Source organism: Xanthomonas sp. DAR 34887 (assembly GCF_041245805.1).
Classification (GTDB): Bacteria; Pseudomonadota; Gammaproteobacteria; order Xanthomonadales; family Xanthomonadaceae; genus Xanthomonas_A; species Xanthomonas_A tesorieronis.
In genome coordinates this window covers 4,403,959-4,421,198 of record NZ_CP162490.1, presented here as the reverse complement: position 1 = coordinate 4,421,198, position 17,240 = coordinate 4,403,959, and the positions used below count along the sequence as shown (strand labels likewise).

General features: G+C 69.9%; 15 protein-coding genes and 1 riboswitch. Of the genes, 8 read left to right on the top strand and 7 right to left on the bottom strand.

The window, feature by feature from the left end:
• Positions 1-9 precede the first annotated feature (9 nt).
• The 5 genes from AB3X08_RS18795 (at position 10) to AB3X08_RS18775 (ending at position 7,115) form a co-directional block, all read left to right on the top strand.
• Positions 10-2,409 (top strand): heavy metal translocating P-type ATPase, encoded by a 2,400-nt coding sequence (locus tag AB3X08_RS18795; protein WP_369938577.1) that lies wholly within the window; start codon positions 10-12, stop codon positions 2,407-2,409.
• A gap of 40 nt (positions 2,410-2,449) precedes the next feature.
• Positions 2,450-2,662 (top strand): heavy-metal-associated domain-containing protein, encoded by a 213-nt coding sequence (locus AB3X08_RS18790; RefSeq protein WP_369934267.1) that lies wholly within the window; start codon positions 2,450-2,452, stop codon positions 2,660-2,662.
• Positions 2,663-2,794: 132 nt separating this feature from the next.
• The gene (locus tag AB3X08_RS18785) at positions 2,795-3,898 is read left to right on the top strand and encodes a PLP-dependent cysteine synthase family protein (RefSeq protein ID WP_369934265.1); all 1,104 of its coding nucleotides are present in this window, start codon (positions 2,795-2,797) and stop codon (positions 3,896-3,898) included.
• Positions 3,899-3,959: 61 nt separating this feature from the next.
• Positions 3,960-5,984, top strand: coding sequence for a M3 family metallopeptidase (locus AB3X08_RS18780; protein ID WP_369934263.1), 2,025 nt, complete (start codon positions 3,960-3,962; stop codon positions 5,982-5,984).
• A 282-nt stretch (positions 5,985-6,266) separates the two neighbouring features.
• Positions 6,267-7,115 carry an SH3 domain-containing protein gene (locus AB3X08_RS18775; protein ID WP_369934262.1) on the top strand — a complete coding sequence of 283 codons (849 nt, stop codon included), beginning with the start codon at positions 6,267-6,269 and terminating at the stop codon, positions 7,113-7,115.
• Positions 7,116-7,167: 52 nt separating this feature from the next.
• Here AB3X08_RS18775 and fabB read toward each other — a convergent pair whose 3' ends face one another.
• Together fabB and fabA are read right to left on the bottom strand one after the other, a co-directional pair.
• Positions 7,168-8,376 carry a beta-ketoacyl-ACP synthase I gene (gene fabB / locus AB3X08_RS18770; protein ID WP_369934261.1) on the bottom strand — a complete coding sequence of 403 codons (1,209 nt, stop codon included), beginning with the start codon at positions 8,374-8,376 and terminating at the stop codon, positions 7,168-7,170.
• Positions 8,376-8,891, bottom strand: a complete 516-nt coding sequence (gene fabA, locus AB3X08_RS18765; RefSeq protein ID WP_369934260.1) for a 3-hydroxyacyl-[acyl-carrier-protein] dehydratase FabA — start codon at positions 8,889-8,891, stop codon at positions 8,376-8,378. The genes fabB and fabA overlap by 1 nt, the downstream gene beginning before the upstream one ends.
• Positions 8,892-9,097: 206 nt before the next feature.
• Between fabA and dinB the strand changes: the two genes are divergently transcribed.
• On the top strand, positions 9,098-10,159 hold the full coding sequence (dinB, locus tag AB3X08_RS18760; protein ID WP_184413343.1) for a DNA polymerase IV: 1,062 nt from the start codon (positions 9,098-9,100) through the stop codon (positions 10,157-10,159).
• A 305-nt stretch (positions 10,160-10,464) separates the two neighbouring features.
• Entirely contained in the window at positions 10,465-11,118 is a 654-nt protein-coding gene (gph, locus tag AB3X08_RS18755; protein ID WP_369938576.1) for a phosphoglycolate phosphatase, read from the top strand.
• A gap of 770 nt (positions 11,119-11,888) precedes the next feature.
• Here gph and btuB read toward each other — a convergent pair.
• The 3 genes from btuB to AB3X08_RS18740 all read right to left on the bottom strand — a co-directional run bounded on the left by btuB (position 11,889) and on the right by AB3X08_RS18740 (position 15,025).
• Entirely contained in the window at positions 11,889-13,760 is a 1,872-nt protein-coding gene (btuB, locus tag AB3X08_RS18750) for a TonB-dependent vitamin B12 receptor (protein WP_369934258.1), read from the bottom strand.
• 113 nt (positions 13,761-13,873) lie between these two features.
• Positions 13,874-14,091: riboswitch (cobalamin riboswitch) on the bottom strand.
• Positions 14,092-14,117: 26 nt separating this feature from the next.
• Entirely contained in the window at positions 14,118-14,546 is a 429-nt protein-coding gene (locus AB3X08_RS18745) for a TfoX/Sxy family protein (RefSeq protein WP_369934257.1), read from the bottom strand.
• Complete coding sequence (locus AB3X08_RS18740) at positions 14,543-15,025, bottom strand: GAF domain-containing protein (protein ID WP_369934255.1); 483 nt, start codon at positions 15,023-15,025, stop codon at positions 14,543-14,545. The genes AB3X08_RS18745 and AB3X08_RS18740 overlap by 4 nt, the downstream gene beginning before the upstream one ends.
• Positions 15,026-15,169: 144 nt before the next feature.
• Here AB3X08_RS18740 and bioD point away from each other — a divergent pair, with 144 nt between their 5' ends.
• A complete protein-coding gene (bioD, locus tag AB3X08_RS18735; RefSeq protein ID WP_369934254.1) occupies positions 15,170-15,865 on the top strand; it encodes a dethiobiotin synthase in 696 nt (231 codons plus the stop codon).
• Between the two features lie 339 nt (positions 15,866-16,204).
• Here the strand turns inward: bioD and AB3X08_RS18730 are convergent, their stop codons facing one another.
• Complete coding sequence (locus AB3X08_RS18730) at positions 16,205-16,576, bottom strand: phasin family protein (protein ID WP_369934253.1); 372 nt, start codon at positions 16,574-16,576, stop codon at positions 16,205-16,207.
• 281 nt (positions 16,577-16,857) lie between these two features.
• Complete coding sequence (gene queD / locus AB3X08_RS18725; RefSeq protein WP_369934252.1) at positions 16,858-17,217, bottom strand: 6-carboxytetrahydropterin synthase QueD; 360 nt, start codon at positions 17,215-17,217, stop codon at positions 16,858-16,860.
• Positions 17,218-17,240: the final 23 nt, after the last annotated feature.

Below are 17,240 nucleotides of genomic sequence, written 5' to 3'. Positions count from 1 at the left end.
GTGCAGGGCATGAGCTGCGCGTCCTGCGCGGTCGGCCTGGAACAGGCGCTCAAGCAGTTGCCCGGCGTCGATGCCCAGGCCAATTACGCCGCCGCGCGCGTGCACCTGGACTACGACCCGCAGCAGGTGGATGCGCAGACGCTGCTGCAGCGCATCGGCCAGGCCGGGTACAGCGTGCCGACGCAGACGCTAACGCTGGACCTTACCGGCATGAGCTGCGCGTCCTGCGCGTCCGCGATCGAAACAGTGTTGGCGAACACGCCGGGCGTGGTCGCCGGCAGCGTCAACCTGGCCTCGGCCAAGGCGCGTGTGGAGTACGTGGCGGAACTGGTCGCGCCGGCCGCGATCCTCGCGCGGATCGGCAGCGCCGGCTTCGGCGCCAGCGTCGTGCGCGACCTGGATCAGACGCAACTGCAGGCGCGCGAACAGGCCGAACGCCGCGCCTGGCGCCACGAGCTGGGCCGGTTCGCCGCGGCGGTGCTGCTGACCCTGCCGTTGTTCGTGCAGATGTTCGGCATGCTGGACGTCTCCGCCATCGCGCATGCGCTCGGCGGCCAGCATGCCGAGCCGTTGCCGCGCTGGCTGCAGCTGCTGCTGGCCACGCCGGTGCAGTTCTGGCTCGGCGCGCGTTTCTACCGCGCCGGTTTCAGGGCCTTGCGCAATGGCCGCGCCAACATGGACGTGCTGGTCGCGCTCGGTACCAGCATGGCCTACCTGTACAGCGCGGCGGTCACGGTGTTCGGCCTGGCCGGGCAGCACGTGTATTTCGAGGCCAGCGCCTCGATCGTCACCCTGATCCTGCTCGGGCGGCTGCTGGAAGCGCGCGCCAGGCGCAGGACCTCCTCGGCGATCCGCGCGCTGCTCGACCTCAAGCCCAAGACCGCCAAGGTGGAGCGCGACGGCGCCATCGTGGAGATCGATGCCGCCGAGCTGGTCGTCGGCGATGTGTTCGTGGTCGCTGCCGGCGAGCGGGTGCCGGTGGACGGCGAGGTGCTCGACGGCCGTTCCAGCGTGGACGAGGCGATGCTGTCGGGCGAGGCGATGCCGGTGGCCAAGGAGCCGGGCAGCCGCCTGTTCGCCGCCACGGTGAACCAGTTCGGCCTGTTGCGCGCGCGTGCCACCGGCGTCGGTGCCGATACGTTGCTGGCGCAGATCATTCGCATGGTCGATGCGGCGCAGGGCTCCAAGGCGCCGATCCAGCACCTGGTCGACCGCATCGCCGCGGTGTTCGTGCCGGCGGTGATCGCCATCGCCATGCTCACCATGGCCGCGGCCTGGTGGCTCAGCGGCAGTTTCGCCACCGCGCTGGTGCATGCGGTGGCGGTGCTGGTGATCGCCTGTCCGTGCGCGCTGGGCCTGGCCACGCCGACCGCGATCATGGTCGGCACCGGCGTGGGGGCCAGGGCCGGCATCCTGATCCGCAACGCCGAGGTCTTGGAGCGCGCGCGTGCGCTGACCACGCTGGTGCTGGACAAGACCGGCACCCTGACCGAAGGCCGCCCGCAGGTGACCGCGATCGGGGTGGAGGACGGCGGCGATGCGACGGCGCTGCTGCGCCTGGCCGCCGCGCTGGAGGTCGGTTCGGCGCATCCGCTGGCCGATGCGATCGTGCGCCGCGCCGCCGCCGACGGCGTGCGCGGGGCGCCGCTGCCGCCGGTGGCGACGGTGGAGACGCTGCCCGGCAAGGGCGTGCGCGGCCGCGTCGATGGACGCGAGGTGGCGCTGGGGTCGCTGGCGTGGCTGCGCGCGCTGTCCGTGCAGGCGCCGGACGCGGCGCTGCTGCCGCGGGCCGAGGCGGCGCAGGCGAAGGGCCAGAGCGTGGTCGCGGTCGCGCTGGACGGCCGCCTTGCCGGTTACATCGCCATCGCCGATCCGCTGCGCGAGGGCGCCCTCGACGCGGTGGCGCGGCTCAAGGCGCGCGGCATCGAGGTGATCATGCTCAGCGGCGACAACCGCCATGTCGCGCAGGCCGTGGCCGCGCAGGTCGGCATCGCGCGGGTGCTGGCCGAGGTGTTGCCGCAGCACAAGGCCGAGGAAGTGCGGCGCCTGCAGGCCCAAGCCGGCGCGCACGTCGGCATGGTCGGCGACGGCATCAACGACGCGCCGGCGCTGGCCGCGGCCGATGTCAGCTTCGCCATCGGCGCCGGCTCGGACATCGCGGTGGAGGCCGCCGACGTGGTGCTGATGCATGGCGACCTGGACGGCGTGGCCACCGCCATCGATCTGTCCGTGGCGACCCTGCGCAAGATCCGCCAGAACCTGTTCTTCGCCTTCGTCTACAACGTGCTCGGCATCCCGCTGGCCGCGTTCGGCCTGCTCAATCCGGTGCTTGCCGGTGCGGCGATGGCGCTGAGTTCGGTCTCGGTGCTGGCCAATTCCCTGCTGCTGAACCGCTGGCGGCCGCGCTGAGCGCGGCGCCGGGCAATCCCACCCAACGAGGACACCATCGATGCGCCAACTGCAACTCACGGTTCAGGGCATGACCTGCGGCGGCTGCTCGGCGCGCCTGCAGCGGGTGCTGCAAGCCAGCGCCGGGGTCGCCGCGGTGCAGGTCGTGCTGGACGGCGGGCGCGTGGACGTGGAGTACGACGACACGCGCATCGATGCGGCGGCCATAGAGCGCGCCATCGTCGAGGCCGGCTTCGGCGTCGCCGCCCGCTGAGCGGCGGCGCGCCGCCCGGAGGCAGGGCCATCGCCGCCAGGTGAACCTCGCCACGCCCCGCGCCCCGGTGTAGCCCCGGCGCGCGGGGCGGACGTGTATCGTGGACGCGATTTTTCCGTCCTGCGCACCGCCATGACTCCTCGCGATTGGGTGGCCAACGCCATCCAGAAGATCGAAGCCGATTTCAACCGCTCGGCCGACACCCACCTGATTCCCATGGACCTGCCCGGTTTCCCCGGCATCGACCTGTATTTCAAGGACGAGTCCAGCCACCCCACCGGCAGCCTCAAGCACCGCCTGGCGCGCTCGCTGTTCCTGTACGCGCTGGCCAACGGCTGGCTGCGCGAGGGCTGCCCGGTGATCGAGGCCTCCAGCGGCTCCACCGCGGTGTCCGAAGCCTATTTCGCGCGCCTGCTGGGCTTGCCGTTCATCGCGGTGATGCCGGCCACGACCTCGCCGGAGAAGATCGCCGCGATCGAGTTCCAGGGCGGGCGCTGCCACCTGGTCGAGCGCGCCTGCGACCTGCATGCCGATTCGGTGCAGCTGGCGCGTGAGAGCGGCGGCCACTTCATGGACCAGTTCCTGTACGCCGAACGCGCCACCGACTGGCGCGCCAACAACAACATCGCCGAGTCGATCTTCCGGCAGATGCAGGAAGAACCGCACCCGGTACCCGAGTGGATCGTGTGCAGCCCGGGCACCGGCGGCACCGCCGCCACGCTGGGCCGCTACGTGCGCTACCGCCGCCACGACACCCGCATCCTGTGCGCGGATCCGGAAGTGTCGGTGTTCTTCGACGGTTACCGCGAGGCGCTGGCCGGGCGCGACTACGCCGGCCTGGCCAGCACCGGCGGTTCGCGCATCGAGGGCATCGGCCGGCCGCGGGTGGAATCGAGCTTCATCCCCAGCTGCGTCGATGCGATGGTCAAGGTGCCGGACGCGCTGAGCCTGGCGGCGATGCGCTACGTCAGCGCGCGCCTGGGCCGGCGCGTGGGCGGCTCCACCGGCACCAACTTCGTCGGCGTGCTGCAGGCGGCGACGCGGATGCGCGAGCGCGGCCGCAGCGGTTCCATCGTCACCATCCTGTGCGACAGCGGCGAGCGCTACGGACACAGCTACTACCGGCCGGACTGGTACCGCGAGCACGACATCGACGTGGCGCAGGCCGACGCGCAGCTGGCCGCGGCGGTGGCCGGCGCCGGGTTGCCGCCGCTGGCTTGTGCCGCGTTGTCCTGACCGCCATATCCCTCTCGAGGTCGGCAATGCCGGCCCTTCCCCCGCTACCGAGATTCCTGCGATGACCAATCCCCTGCTCGATTTTTCCGGCCTGCCGCGCTTCGATGCGATCCAGCCCGAGCACATCGGCCCGGCGATCGACGCGCTGCTGGCCGAAGCCGAGGCCGCGGTCGCGCACGCCGAGCGGGTCGCGCCGGTGAGCTGGGACAGCTTCGTGGTGCCGCTGGACGACGCCACCGAGCGTCTGTGGCGCGCCTGGGGCCAGGTCAACCACCTGCAGGGCGTGGTCAACACGCCGGCGCTGCGCGAGGCCTACAACGCCAACCTGCCCAAGGTGACGCGCTTCTCCAGCGCGCTGGGGCAGAACCTGGCGCTGTTCGCGCAGTACCGCGCGCTGGCCGCCACGCCCGAGGCCGCCGGCTACGATGCGGCGCGGCGCAAGGTGCTGGACAACGCGCTGCGCGATTTCCGCCTGGGCGGCGCCGAACTGGGCGATGCCGACAAGCAGCGTTTCGCCGCCATCCAGGAAGAACTGTCGGCGCTGTCGGCGAAGTTCTCGCAGAACGTGCTCGATGCCACCGATGCCTGGTCGCTGTCGATCGACGACCCGGCGCGCCTGGCCGGCCTGCCCGACGACGTGATCGCTGCGGCGCGCGCGGCGGCGGAAAAGGACGGCCAGGCCGGCTGGAAGCTGACCTTGCAGATGCCGTGCTACCTGCCGGTGCAGATGTACGCCGACGACCGCGCGCTGCGCGAGACCCTGTACCGCGCCAACGCGATCCGCGCCTCGGAATTCGGCGATGCGGCGCTGGACAACAGCGCGGCGATCGAACGCATCCTGGCGCTGCGCGGCGAACTGGCCGGCCTGCTCGGCTTCGCCAGCTACGCCGAATATTCGCTGGCGACCAAGATGGCGCAGAGCCCCGACGAGGTGCTGGGCTTCCTGCGCGACCTGGCCGCGCGCGCCAAGCCCTACGCGCAGCGCGACCGCGCCGAACTGGAAGCGTACGCCCGCGAGCATCTGGGGCTGGACGAACTGCAGGCCTGGGATATCGCCTATGCCAGCGAAAAGCTCAAGCAGGCGCGCTACAGCTTCTCCGAGCAGGAAGTGAAGCTCTATTTCACCGAGCCGAAGGTGCTGGATGGCCTGTTCGGCGTCATCAACGACCTGTACGGCCTGCAGGTGCAGGCCGACAGCGCCCCGGTGTGGCATCCGGACGTGCGCTTCTTCCGCGTCAGCGATGCGCGCGGCCGCCTGGTCGGGCAGTTCTACCTCGACCTGTACGCGCGCGAGGGCAAGCGCGGCGGCGCCTGGATGGACGACTGCCGCAACCGCCGCGACCGCGCCGACGGCGTGCAGACGCCGCTGGTGTACCTGGTGTGCAACTTCGGCCGCGGCAGCGACGGCAAGCCGGCCACCTTCACCCACAACGAAGTCACCACCCTGTTCCACGAAATGGGCCACGGCCTGCACCAGTTGCTGACCCAGGTCGGCGAACTCGGCGTGGCCGGCATCAACGGCGTGGAATGGGACGCGGTGGAGCTGCCCAGCCAGTTCATGGAGAACTTCTGCTGGGAATGGCCGCGGCTGCAGGCGATGACCGCGCACGTGGACAGCGGGCAGCCGCTGCCGTGCGCGCTGTTCGACAAGATGCTCGCGGCGAAGAACTACCAGAGCGGCATGTTCACCGTGCGCCAGCTGGAGTTCGCGCTGTTCGACATGCAGTTGCATCACAGCTTCGACGCCGCCGGCGACAGCATGCTGCAGCTGCTCGAACGCGTGCGCGACGAAGTCGCGGTGAACCGGCCGCCGGCATGGAACCGCTTCCCGCACCAGTTCAGCCACATCTTCGCCGGCGGCTACGGCGCCGGCTACTACAGCTACAAGTGGGCCGAAGTGCTGAGCGCCGATGCCTATGCCGCGTTCGAGGAGGCCCCGGACCAACTGGCGGCCACCGGCGCGCGGTTCCTGCAGGAGATCCTGGCGCGCGGCGGCAGCCGTCCGGCGCTGGAGAACTTCACCGCCTTCCGCGGCCGCGCGCCGGAACTGGATGCCTTGCTGCGGCACAGCGGTATGGCCGGATAGCGGGGATTCGGGATTCGGGATTCGGGATTTTTCGCAAGTGCGCGGCGGTTCTGGCGTAGCTGTAGGAGCGGCTTTAGCCGCGATGGGCGTTACCGGTAACGTCTGTCGCGGCTAAAGCCGCTCCTACAGAAATCGCTTGCCAACGCAAGCGCGGCGCGCTGCTTTCCCGATTCCCGATTCCCGGCCTCCCGGGGCTGTGCTAGAACATGGCACGGCGGGGCGCCGATGGTCGCCGCCGCGATCGCGGCCAGGAAGGCGGCCGCACCGCACAGGGAGGACCGCATGAAGCGAGCGACGTGGTGGACGCTGGTGCTGTTGGCGATGGCCGCGCCGGCGTTGGCGCAGGACGGCGGCGGGTTCGCCCGCAGCGGCGCCAATCTGCGCGCAGGCCCGGCCAATGCCTATCCGCGCGTGGCCACGGTGGTGGGTGGCGACAGCCTCACCGTCTACGGCTGCGTCGACGATTTCTCGTGGTGCGACGTGCGCTGGCGCGAGGCGCGCGGATGGTTGCCCGCCGGTGTGGTCGAGTTCGACGCGCGCGACGGTGCCTTCGCTCCGGTGATCGGCTTTGCCATCGATCCCTATTGGGACGCGCACTACCGTGGCCGGCCCTGGGCGCGCGACCGCGCGCGCTGGCGGCAGCAAGCACAGGCATCGCCATCTGCGCCGGCGCCGATGCCCGAAGCGCTCAAGCGCCAGCTGATCCCGCAACGCATCGCCGATACGCGCGGCTACGAACCGGCGCCGCCCGCGGCGGAGGCGCCGCTGCAGCCGCAATGGGTGCCGCCGGGCGAGCGCATGTACCAGGCGCCGCCGCCGGATGCGCTCAATCCCAAGCGCAACAAGGAACTGGCCGAGCAACAGCGGCGCGACGAAGAGGATCGCCGCTGGCGCGAATCCATGCACCAGTCGCCCGAACCTTCGCACTCCTCCTCGTCGGCCTCGTCGTGGTGGCCGCCCAAGCCGGAGACGGTGGCACAGGCGGCGCAGCACACGCCGCCACCGCCGACGCCACCGAAGCCTGCTTCGCCGCCGCCGGCACCGCCGCCATCCGCGCCGCCGCCCAAAAAAGAGCGGACGCAGCGGGAAGACGAGAAAAAACGCCGCGACGACGGGCAACTCGAACGCTGAAGACGCGGGCGGCAGCGGCAGGCGACCCTGCCGCTGCCGTGCGCCGGCTCGCTCAGCGCTTGCCGAACACCAGCGCGGCGTTGGTGCCGCCGAAGCCGAAGCTGTTGGACATCACCGTGCGTAGGTCCGCGGCGCGGCTCTCGCGCACGATCGGGAAACCCTCGGCGCGCGGGTCCAGCGCGTCGATGTTGGCCGAGCCGGCGATGAAGCCGTCGCGCATCATCAGCAGGCAGTAGATCGCCTCGTGCACGCTGGCCGCGCCCAGCGAATGCCCGGACAGCGCCTTGGTCGAAGACAGCGGCGGCACCGCATCGCCGAACACCTCGCGCACCGCGCCCAATTCGGTGACGTCGCCCAGCGGCGTCGAGGTGCCGTGCGTGTTGAGGTAGTCGATCGGCGCGTCCACGCCCTGCATCGCCATCTGCATGCAGCGCACTGCGCCTTCGCCGGACGGAGCGACCATGTCGGCGCCGTCGGAGGTCACGCCGTAGCCGATCAGCTCGGCGTGGATGCGCGCGCCGCGCGCCACTGCGCGGTCGTAGTCCTCCAGCACCAGCATGCCGCCGCCGCCGGCGATGACGAAGCCATCGCGTTCGGCGTCGTATGGGCGCGAGGCCACAGCAGGGCGGTCGTTGAAGCCGCTGGACAGCGCGCCCATCGCATCGAACATCAGGCTCATGGTCCAGTCCAGCTCTTCGCCGCCGCCGGCGAACATCACGTCCTGCTGGCCGTGGCGGATCAGGTCCGCGGCTGCGCCGATGCAGTGCGCCGAGGTCGCGCAGGCGGCCGACAACGAATAGCTCAGGCCCTTGATCTTGAACGCGGTGGCCAGGCTGGCCGATACCGCCGAACACATCGTGCGCGGCACCATGTACGGGCCGACCTTGCGCACGCCGCGGTTGCGCAGCAGGTCCGCCGCTTCCACCTGCCAGTGGCTGGAACCGCCGCCGGAACCGGCGATCAGGCCGGTGCGCACGTCGCTGACCGTGGCCTCGTCCAGGCCGGCATCGGCGATCGCATCGCGCAGCGCCAGATATGCGTACGCCGACGCATCGCCCATGAAGCGCTTGAGCTTGCGATCGATCAAGGCCTCCAGGTCCAGCTGCACGTCGCCGGCGACCTGGCTGCGCAGGCCGTGTTCGGCCGCCTCGGGGTTGGCGCGGATGCCGGCGCGGCCGTCGCGCAGCGCGCGCGATACCGTGTCCAGGTCGCTGCCCAGGCATGAGGTGATGCCCATGCCGGTGATCGCGACGCGGCGCATCAGAACGCCTCCGTCGAAGTGAACAGGCCCACGCGCAGATCCTTGGCGGTGTAGATCTCGCGGCCATCCACCGCCATGCGTCCGTCGGCCACCGCCATCACCAGCTTGCGGTTGATGACCCGGCTGATGTCCAGTTCGTAGACCACCTGCTTGGCGGTCGGCAACACCTGTCCGCTGAATTTCACTTCGCCCACGCCCAGCGCGCGGCCGCGGCCGGGCGCGCCGATCCAGGTCAGGAAGAAACCGGTCAGCTGCCACAGCGCATCCAGGCCCAGGCAGCCGGGCATCACCGGATCGTCGATGAAATGGCAGCCGAAGAACCACAGGTCCGGACGCACGTCGAGCTCGGCGCGGATCACGCCCTTGCCGTGCGCGCCGCCGTGTTCGTCGATGTGGGTGATGCGATCGAACATCAACATCGGATCGTTGGGCAGGCGCGCGGCCCCGGCGCCGAACAACTCGCCGCGCGCGCTGGCGAGGAGCTGTTCGCGTGAATACGAAGTGAGGCGACTCATGAGCGAATGTTTCCCAGGGCAGACAGTCGAGGCGCGCAAGCGTGCACGACGCCTGCGCTTTCAATCAAACGTTTTATCCGTACGCACGCGTAGCGTAGACAGTGCTGCAATGCGGCGCGCTGAGCGAAATCAAGGCGCGTTCTCAGCGCATGCGCAAGCCTGGCTTATCATGCGGTGACCGTTCGCTGGCGTAGGGTGCAGGACCGATGCGCAAGATCATTCACGTCGACATGGATGCGTTCTACGCGTCCGTGGAGCAGCGTGACGATCCCGCATTGCGCGGCAAGCCGGTGGTGGTGGCCTGGCGCGGCATGCGCTCGGTGGTGTGCGCCGCGTCGTACGAGGCGCGCGTGTTCGGCATCCGCTCGGCGATGCCGGCGTTGCGCGCCGAGCGGCTGTGTCCGGACGCGATCTTCGTGCCGCCGGATTTCGCGCGCTACAAGGCGGTGTCGCGGCAGGTGCGCGAGATCTTCCAGCGCCACACCGACATGATCGAGCCGCTGTCGCTGGACGAGGCCTATCTCGACGTCACCGCGCCGAAGGGCGACATCGCCACCGCCACCGAGATCGCGCAGACGATCCGCGCGCAGATCCGCGAGGAAACCCAGCTGACCGCTTCCGCCGGCATCGCGCCGAACAAGTTCCTGGCCAAGATCGCCTCGGACTGGCGCAAGCCCGATGGCCAGTTCGTGATCCGCCCGCACCAGGTGGAGGCGTTCCTGACCCCGTTGCCGGTGAGCAAGGTGCACGGCGTGGGCAAGGTGATGCAGGCCAAGCTGGCGGCATTGGGCATCGTCACCGTCGGCGATCTGCGCACGCACAGCGAGGCGGAACTGGAAGCGCGCTTCGGCAGCTTCGGGCTGCGCCTGTACCAGCGCGCGCGCGGCATCGACGAGCGCCCGGTGGAATCGGACCAACAGGTGCAGTCGATCTCGTCGGAAGACACGTTCGCCGAAGACCTGGCGCTGGACGCGCTGGAGCCGGCGATCCGGCAACTGGCGGAAAAGACCTGGAACGCGACCCGCCGCACCGAGCGCGTCGCGCGCACCGTGGTCCTGAAGCTGAAGACCGCGCAATTCCGCATCCTGACCCGCAGCTTCACCCCCGAGCAACCGCCGGAATCGCTGCAGGCGCTGATCGACATCGCGCTGGCCTTGCGCCAACGCGTCGACTTGCCCGCGTCCACGCGCTACCGCCTGGTCGGCGTGGGCCTGGCCGGTTTCCACGAGCGCGAGCCCGGGCAGGCGCAGGGGCGGCTGTTCTGTTGAGCCGTGCGGCGGCCGTGTAACGCCGTGCATCGGTGATTCGCTCACGGCCGGCGCAGTGCGCCCCTGGCGACCTTCGCGCCGAGCCGCGTGTCCGTGCTGCGGGCCACGAATTGCAGCGCGTGCTGCCTAACCACGCACTGGACACGATGGACATCTACGGCGTGCACGCATCGCGCCGGCAGCAGCTGGCGATCGTGCGCGTGTTCCTGGATCCCCTGGCCGCGTGTTTCGGCGAAGTGCGGTACTGGGATCGCGACCGAGCGCGGCGCCTACAATGGGCGCTGCTCTTCGCACCCAGGAACGACATGACATTTCCGTATGCGCTGGTGGTGTTCGATCTGGACGGCACCCTGGTGGACAGCGGCGCCGACATCGCCGAAGCGCTCAACCGCACCTTGGCCGAGTTCGGCCTGGCGCGCGTGCCAGAGGCCACCGTGCTCGGCTGGATCGGCGAAGGCGTGCGCAAGCTGGTCGAAGCCGCGTGGCGGCATGCGCACGACGCCACGCCGATCGACACGGTGATGCCGACCTTCATGCGCCACTACGAAGCCTGCCTGCTGCGCAGCCCGCGCCTGTATCCGGGCGTGGCCGAGGCGCTGGCGCAGTTGCGCGCGCGCGGCGTCACGCTGGCGCTGTGCACCAACAAACCGTCGGCGTTCGTGCAGCCGCTGCTGCGCCATCTCGGCGTGGCCGATGCGTTCGCCGCGGCGCTGGGCGGCGACAGCCTGCCCGAGCGCAAGCCCAGCCCGCTGCCATTGCTGCACCTGGCGCAGCAGTTCGCGCAGCCGCCGGCGCACTGCCTGATGGTCGGCGATTCCGGCACCGACCTGCAGGCCGCGCACGCCGCCGGCATGCCCGCCGCGCTGGTGCGCTACGGCTACCCGCGCGACCTGGACCTGGCCACCGCCGAGGTGGTGCTGCTGATGGACGACATGCGCGAGCTGCTGACGCTGGGTTGATGCGGGCCAGCGCATGTGCGGCACGCATTGCGGCATCGGGCGCTGCGCGCGTCGCCGCCACTGCGGGCGGCGCGACGGTCGTCGATCAGCCCCTGTAGGAGCGGCTTCAGCCGCGACGCTTTTACCGGCAGAGTCTGTCGCGGCTGAAGCCGCTCCTGCAGGGGCGCGCCGCCTGTGGACCCGACTGCCGACGCAGGTCATGCGAACTGCCGACATGGCGGGATGCAGTTATCGGCGTGGCCGGTCTGGCATCGCCGAAGCGCTCTTCATGCAGCGACAGGCAGAGAAACTGTGGGAGCGACTGAAGGGCACTTCTGATAGCTCCCAAAAGCATGTCGATGCACTTGCGAGGCGCCGACACGCCCAGCTCGCAGGTTCCGGCATCGATACGTACGAGATGCGATGGGCAAAGACACATTGGCCGTAGACTCGGTGGCGTTGCGCCCACGTTTTTCATGGGCGGCTTGGCATCACGGCCGCTTCGTCCTCCTGTCGCGGCTGAAGCCGCTCCTACAAGAGCACGGCGCGCATGTGTAGGAGCGGCTTCAGCCGCGACAGAAAAAAGGAACACGCCATCGCCACGCGCAGCGTGCAGCGTGCAGCTTCCGGAATGGAGTTAGGCGCCCTGAAGTCGCTCCCACAAAGTCGCTGCAACGCTGGCCTCGCGTCGCGGCCTGCTCGCCTTCCGAGCCTGCAGCAACGCGAGGCGTCCAGCAGCATGCACGCCGATAAAGCGGGCTGCACCCCATGGCGCAGCCCGCTGCGCAGACTCAGCGCGCCGCCGGCGCGTAGCGCAGGGTCAGCGCGTATTCGCGGCCCGGCTGGTTGTACCAGCTGATGGTCTGGTAGTCGCGATCGAACACGTTGCTGGCCTTGGCCTGCAGCGTCCAGGCCGCCGCGAACGCGTATTCCACGCGCAGGTCCAGCGTGCCATAGCCGGCCAGACGCACGCTGTTGGCCGCGTCGTCGTAGCGGTGGCCGCTGCCGAACGCGGTGACCCCGAGCTTGACCGGGCCGAAGCCGCGGTCCACGTCCAGCCGCGCGGTGTCCTGCGCACGCCGCGCCAGCCAGTTGTCGCGGTTGGCGCCGTCGCTGCGGTTGCGCGGATCGGTGTGGCTGAGCTGCGCCGACAGTTCCCAGCCGGCCAGCGTCGCGTAGCCGGTCAGCTCGGCGCCGCGGATCCGCGCCTTGTCCACGTTGACCGGCAGGAAGGTGGCGGCGTCGTAGGAGATCAGGTCGTCGACCCGGGTCTCGTAGACGTTGAACGTCCAGTTCCAGCTGTCGGCGTACTGCGCCACGCCCAGGTTGCCGCTCTTGGACTTCTCCGGCTTCAGCTCCGGATTGCCGGAAAACGGGTAGTACAGGTCGTTGAAGGTCGGCGCCTTGAAGCCGGTGCCGATGCTCGCGGTGAGCTTGAAGCCGCCGTCCAGCGCCAGGCCCCAGCCGAGGCTGCCGGTGGTGTGCTGGCCGAACTGCTCGTTGTCGTCACTGCGCACGCTGGCCTGCACCTGCTGCGCGCCGAAGCGGCCCTGGTACTCGGCGAACACGCCGGTGTTGTCGCGCTGGTCCACGTCGAAGGCGGTGGTGCCGGTGACTTCCTCGCGCTGCCAGTCGGCGCCGGCGCTGAGCAGATGGCCCTCGGCCAGGCCGAAGTCGCCCTGCAGCGAGGCGGTGTCGCGGCGGCTGTCGAAGGTGCTGACGAAGCTGCGCGTGCTGCTGCCGGCCGCGTGATAGTAGCTGTCGGCCTGATCGGTGTTGCGGCCCACTTGCGCGGCCAGGTGCACGCGGTCGGACGGGGTCCAGTCGAGCTTGCCGCCGAACACCTGCTGGGTGTTGTCGGCCTCGTTGCCGGCGTACAGCGGATCGCCGTCGTACTCGTTGCGGCTGTCGATGTTCAGCGCCTGGCCTTCGATGCGCAGCGTGTCGCTCAGCGCATAGCCGCCGCGCGCGCTGAGCGAGGTGGTGCGATAGCCGTCGCGATCCGGCTCGTCGACGTAGCAGCCGGCGAACAGGGTGGCCGAGCCGTTGCAGGCGTTGATGCCGTCGGTCTTCTGGTAACCGCCCTGCACCGACAGCCAGCCGCGCTCGCCGCGGTTGCTGAAGCCGGCGCTGGCCTCGCGCAGGCCGTGGCTGCCGGCGCCCAGGCTCAGGTTCTGCTGCAGGCCCTGGCCGCCACGGCGGGTGAAGATCTGGATCACGCCGCCGATCGCATCGGAGCCGTACAGGCTCGAACGCGGGCCGCGCACGATCTCGATGTGGTCGATCTGGCTCAGCGGCAGGTCCTGGAACGCGGCCAGGCCGGCGCTGGCCGAGCCGATGCGCACGCCGTCCACCAGCACCAGCACATGATCCGATTCGCTGCCGCGCACGCTGAGCGTGGTCAGCTTGCCCAGCCCGCCCTGGTTGGACACGCCGATGCCGGCGCGGCCCTGCAACAGCTGCGCCAGCGACGTGGCCTGGCTGCGCTCGATCTCGGCGCGGTCGATCACCTGCGCCGGGACCACGCTGTCCTCGACCGAGATCTGGGTGCGGGTGGCGGTGACCAGAACCTGGTCCAGGTCGGTGGCGGCATCGGCGGCGAGCGCCAGCGAGGGCAGGGACAGGGCGGACGCGATCGCGACCGAAAGCAGGCGGGACGACATGGGTGGCAACTCCGGCGCGCGGCTGCGCGCTGTGACGGCAGGGGAGTCGCGAACGGAAGGTGCAAGCGGACGGCGCCAGACGCGGCGCGGCACGCCGCGACGCCCTCCGCATCGCAACCAGTGAACTGCAAGGCCGGTCTCCGGGCTGGCGATCTGGGAGTCGGACTCCCGGCTGCGACGCCTTCCCATGCCCAAGGCACAGTGGCGCAGGTCGTCAGCGCGGATCGCTTACCGTTGCGGGGGCAGCGCCGGCCTTGTCGCAAGACGCACCGGCTTCCCGTTTCAACCTGCAGGCCGGAGCCCGCAGGTCACCTTGAAGCGGCGCGATTGTACGCGATCGTTGCCGTTGCGCGCGGATCAGTCGTCGTCGCGCTCGCGCAGGCCGTCGTCGGGCTCGTGGCCACCGCGTTCGTAATCGCCGGCGGCATCGTGCGGCTCCTCCGCATAGGGCGAGTCGCTGCGGTCGCCGTCGCGGTCGAAATGGGTGGTCGCCACCGGTCCGGCCACCGGCAGGCCGCGCTGCGCCGGCAGCTGCGCCGCCGCGGCTTCCAGCTCGCCGAGCAGCTGCGCGCGCCGCGCCTCGGGCAGTTCCTGCCAATGGCAGCCGGTCAGCGCGCCTTCCAGCGAATACAGCAGGTTGAGGCTGGGCTTGAAGCCGGCGCGCTTGACCTTCAGAAACGCGCCGACCGCGCCTGCCGCGGCCAGGTCCTGCTGCGTGCGCAGGCCGACCTGGCGCAGCCAGGCCGCGCTCTTGGGGCCGATATTGCGCAGTTTTTCGGTGCTCATCGCAGCGCGTCGACGAAGACCTGGGCGATCGCTTCCAGGCCGCGCTGGTCGTCGGCGTCGAAGCGCGCCAGGTCCGGGCTGTCCAGATCGAACACGCCGATCAGCTCGCCGGCGCGCAGCAGCGGCACCACCAGCTCCGAGCGCGAGGCCGCATCGCAGGCGATATGCCCGGGAAAGGCCTCGACGTCGTCGATGCGCTGGGTCTGGCCGGTGCTGGCGGCAGCGCCGCACACGCCCTTGTGCAGCGGGATGCGCACGCAGGCGGGCAGGCCCTGGAACGGCCCCACCACCAGTTCCTTGCCGTCGTACAGGTAGAAACCGACCCAGTTCAGCCGCGGCAGCGCGTGGTACACCAGCGCCGCCAGATTGGCGGCATTGGCGATGCGGTCGGGCTCGCCGCTGACCAGGGAACGGGCCTGGGCGAGCAGTTGGGCGTACTGTTCCGGCTTGCTGCCGGTGAGCGAAGAGGAAGCGAACATCGCGCGAGTCTAGCAGCGGCCGATGGCGGCTTGGGCGCCAACGCGGTCGCCATGACCAGCCGCAGCGGGCGCTGACGCGGCGCGCGGCGCCGGCTATCCTGCGCGGTCGCGCCGCATGCGGCGGCTTTCGAGGACCGTGCAGCGATGAGCTTCCCCGCCTTCTACGTCACCGGGACCGATACCGGGATCGGCAAGACCATCGCCAGCACCGCGCTGCTGCATGCGCTGCGCGCGCGCGGGCAAGCGGCGGTGGGCATGAAGCCGGTCGCCAGCGGCTGCGAGCGCAGCGCGGACGGGTGGCGCAACGAGGACGCCTTGGCACTGCAGGCGGCCAGCGCGCCGCGGCCGGACTACGCCGACCTCAATCCCTATGCCTTGCCGCTGCCATTGGCGCCGGAACTGGCCGCCGCCGACGCCGGCGTGCACCTGGAGCTGGCGCCGATCGCCGCCGCCTTCGCGCGGCTGCGCGCGCACGCCGATGTCGTGGTGGTGGAAGGCGTCGGCGGCTGGGCCGCGCCGCTGTCGGCGACGCTGGATCAGGCCGATCTGGCGCATGCGCTGGCGCTGCCGGTGGTGCTGGTGGTCGGCCTGCGCCTGGGCTGTCTCAACCATGCTCGGCTCAGCGCCGCGGCGATCGCCGCCGACGGCCTGCGCTGCATCGGCTGGATCGGCAACGAGATCGATCCGGCGATGGAGCGCATCGACGACAACATGCGCATGCTGCAGGAGCGGCTGCCGATGCCGTGCTGGGGCCGGTTGCCGTATCGCCCGCATCCGGACCCGGCAGTGCTGGCGGCGTCGCTGCGTCCATGGCAGGGCGTAGAGATGGCGCAGGACTGAGCCGGCGGCTGGCCGGACGGTGCGCAGCGCAGGAACGGCTTCCGCAAGGAAAGACGGGTTGTGAAGGAGGGGCCTTCAGCCCCGACGCCGGCTCGAAAAGGTCGGGCCAAGGCCCTGGCGAGCAGCGCAGGCTGCCCGCCCATGCGAACCCGAATCCCGCACTCTCGACAGCCGCCGGCTGCCCATCCCGAATCCCGAATCCCGAATCCCAAATCCCGGCCATAAAAAAGACCCGGTAGAGGGAGGGATCTACCGGGTCTTGGCTGCGCGGGGGGAGGGACCCGCGCGTACCACTGGTCAGTCGTGCGGCTGCGCCGCAGCGGACTTGTCTGGTCTTGCTTATTTGGTCTTGGCCTTCGGCGCGGCCTGGTCGCTGGCCGCCTCGAACTGGCTCTTGGCGAGCTGGCCGATGGCTTCGGAGGTCTTCAGGCCCAGGCCGAACACTTCCTGGTTGGCCGTGGCCAGCCGCTCGAAGTTGTCGCGGGCGACCTGCAGGCCCTTCGGCCACAGCGACTGCACGCTGCCGAGGTCGCGCGCTTCGGTGAGCTCGCCGAGGAAGCCGGTGGTCGCGGCGACGTTTTTCTCGAAGGTCTTCAACTGCACGCCGAACACGCTCTCAGCGCTTTCCAACGCCAGGCGGTTGGCCCGCGAAGCGACTGCGGCGAACTGCTGGGTGTAGCTGCTGAACTGGTCGTTGAACTGAGCGGACATCTGCGACTCCAAGGGAATGCCGATTGCTGTTGCAGTGCAACATACGCGGATTCTGCTGCGATGCAACAAAATTTTCTGAAGCCGCTCAGGTTTCGTTTAAACTTGCTTTGGGATCAATAGGTTGAAGCCGCTCTGCCTGTCGCCGACCGGGCTTGCGAGCGCATCGCGCAGGCGCCGGTTGCGCGCCGCGGGCCCCAGGAACGGGACCGTTCATCGGCACCCGGTCAGTCGCCGTCACGCCGCCCTTGCGAATCCCCAATCCCCAATCCCGACTCCCTGCCTCAAGCAGGACCGCGATACCGGCACCCGGAAGTGCAGGTCTCGTGGACCACCACTGCGCTCAGCAGCGGCAACGCCGGCTTGAGCCGTTCCCAGATCCACATCGCCAGACGTTCGCTGGTGGGGTTCTCCAATCCCTCGATGTCGTTGAGGTAGTGGTGGTCGAGGCGGTCGTAGAGCGGGCGGAACGCGGCCTTGATGTCGCCGAAGTCCATGATCCAGCCGGTGTCGGCGCCAGGCTCGCCGCTGACGTGCAGCTCGATCCGGAACGAATGCCCATGCAGCCGCGCGCACTTGTGGCCGGGCGGGACGTTGGGCAGGCGGTGCGCTGCCTCCAGGGTAAAACTCTTGAAGATATCCATGGCGTCATTCTAGGTGGCGGTGG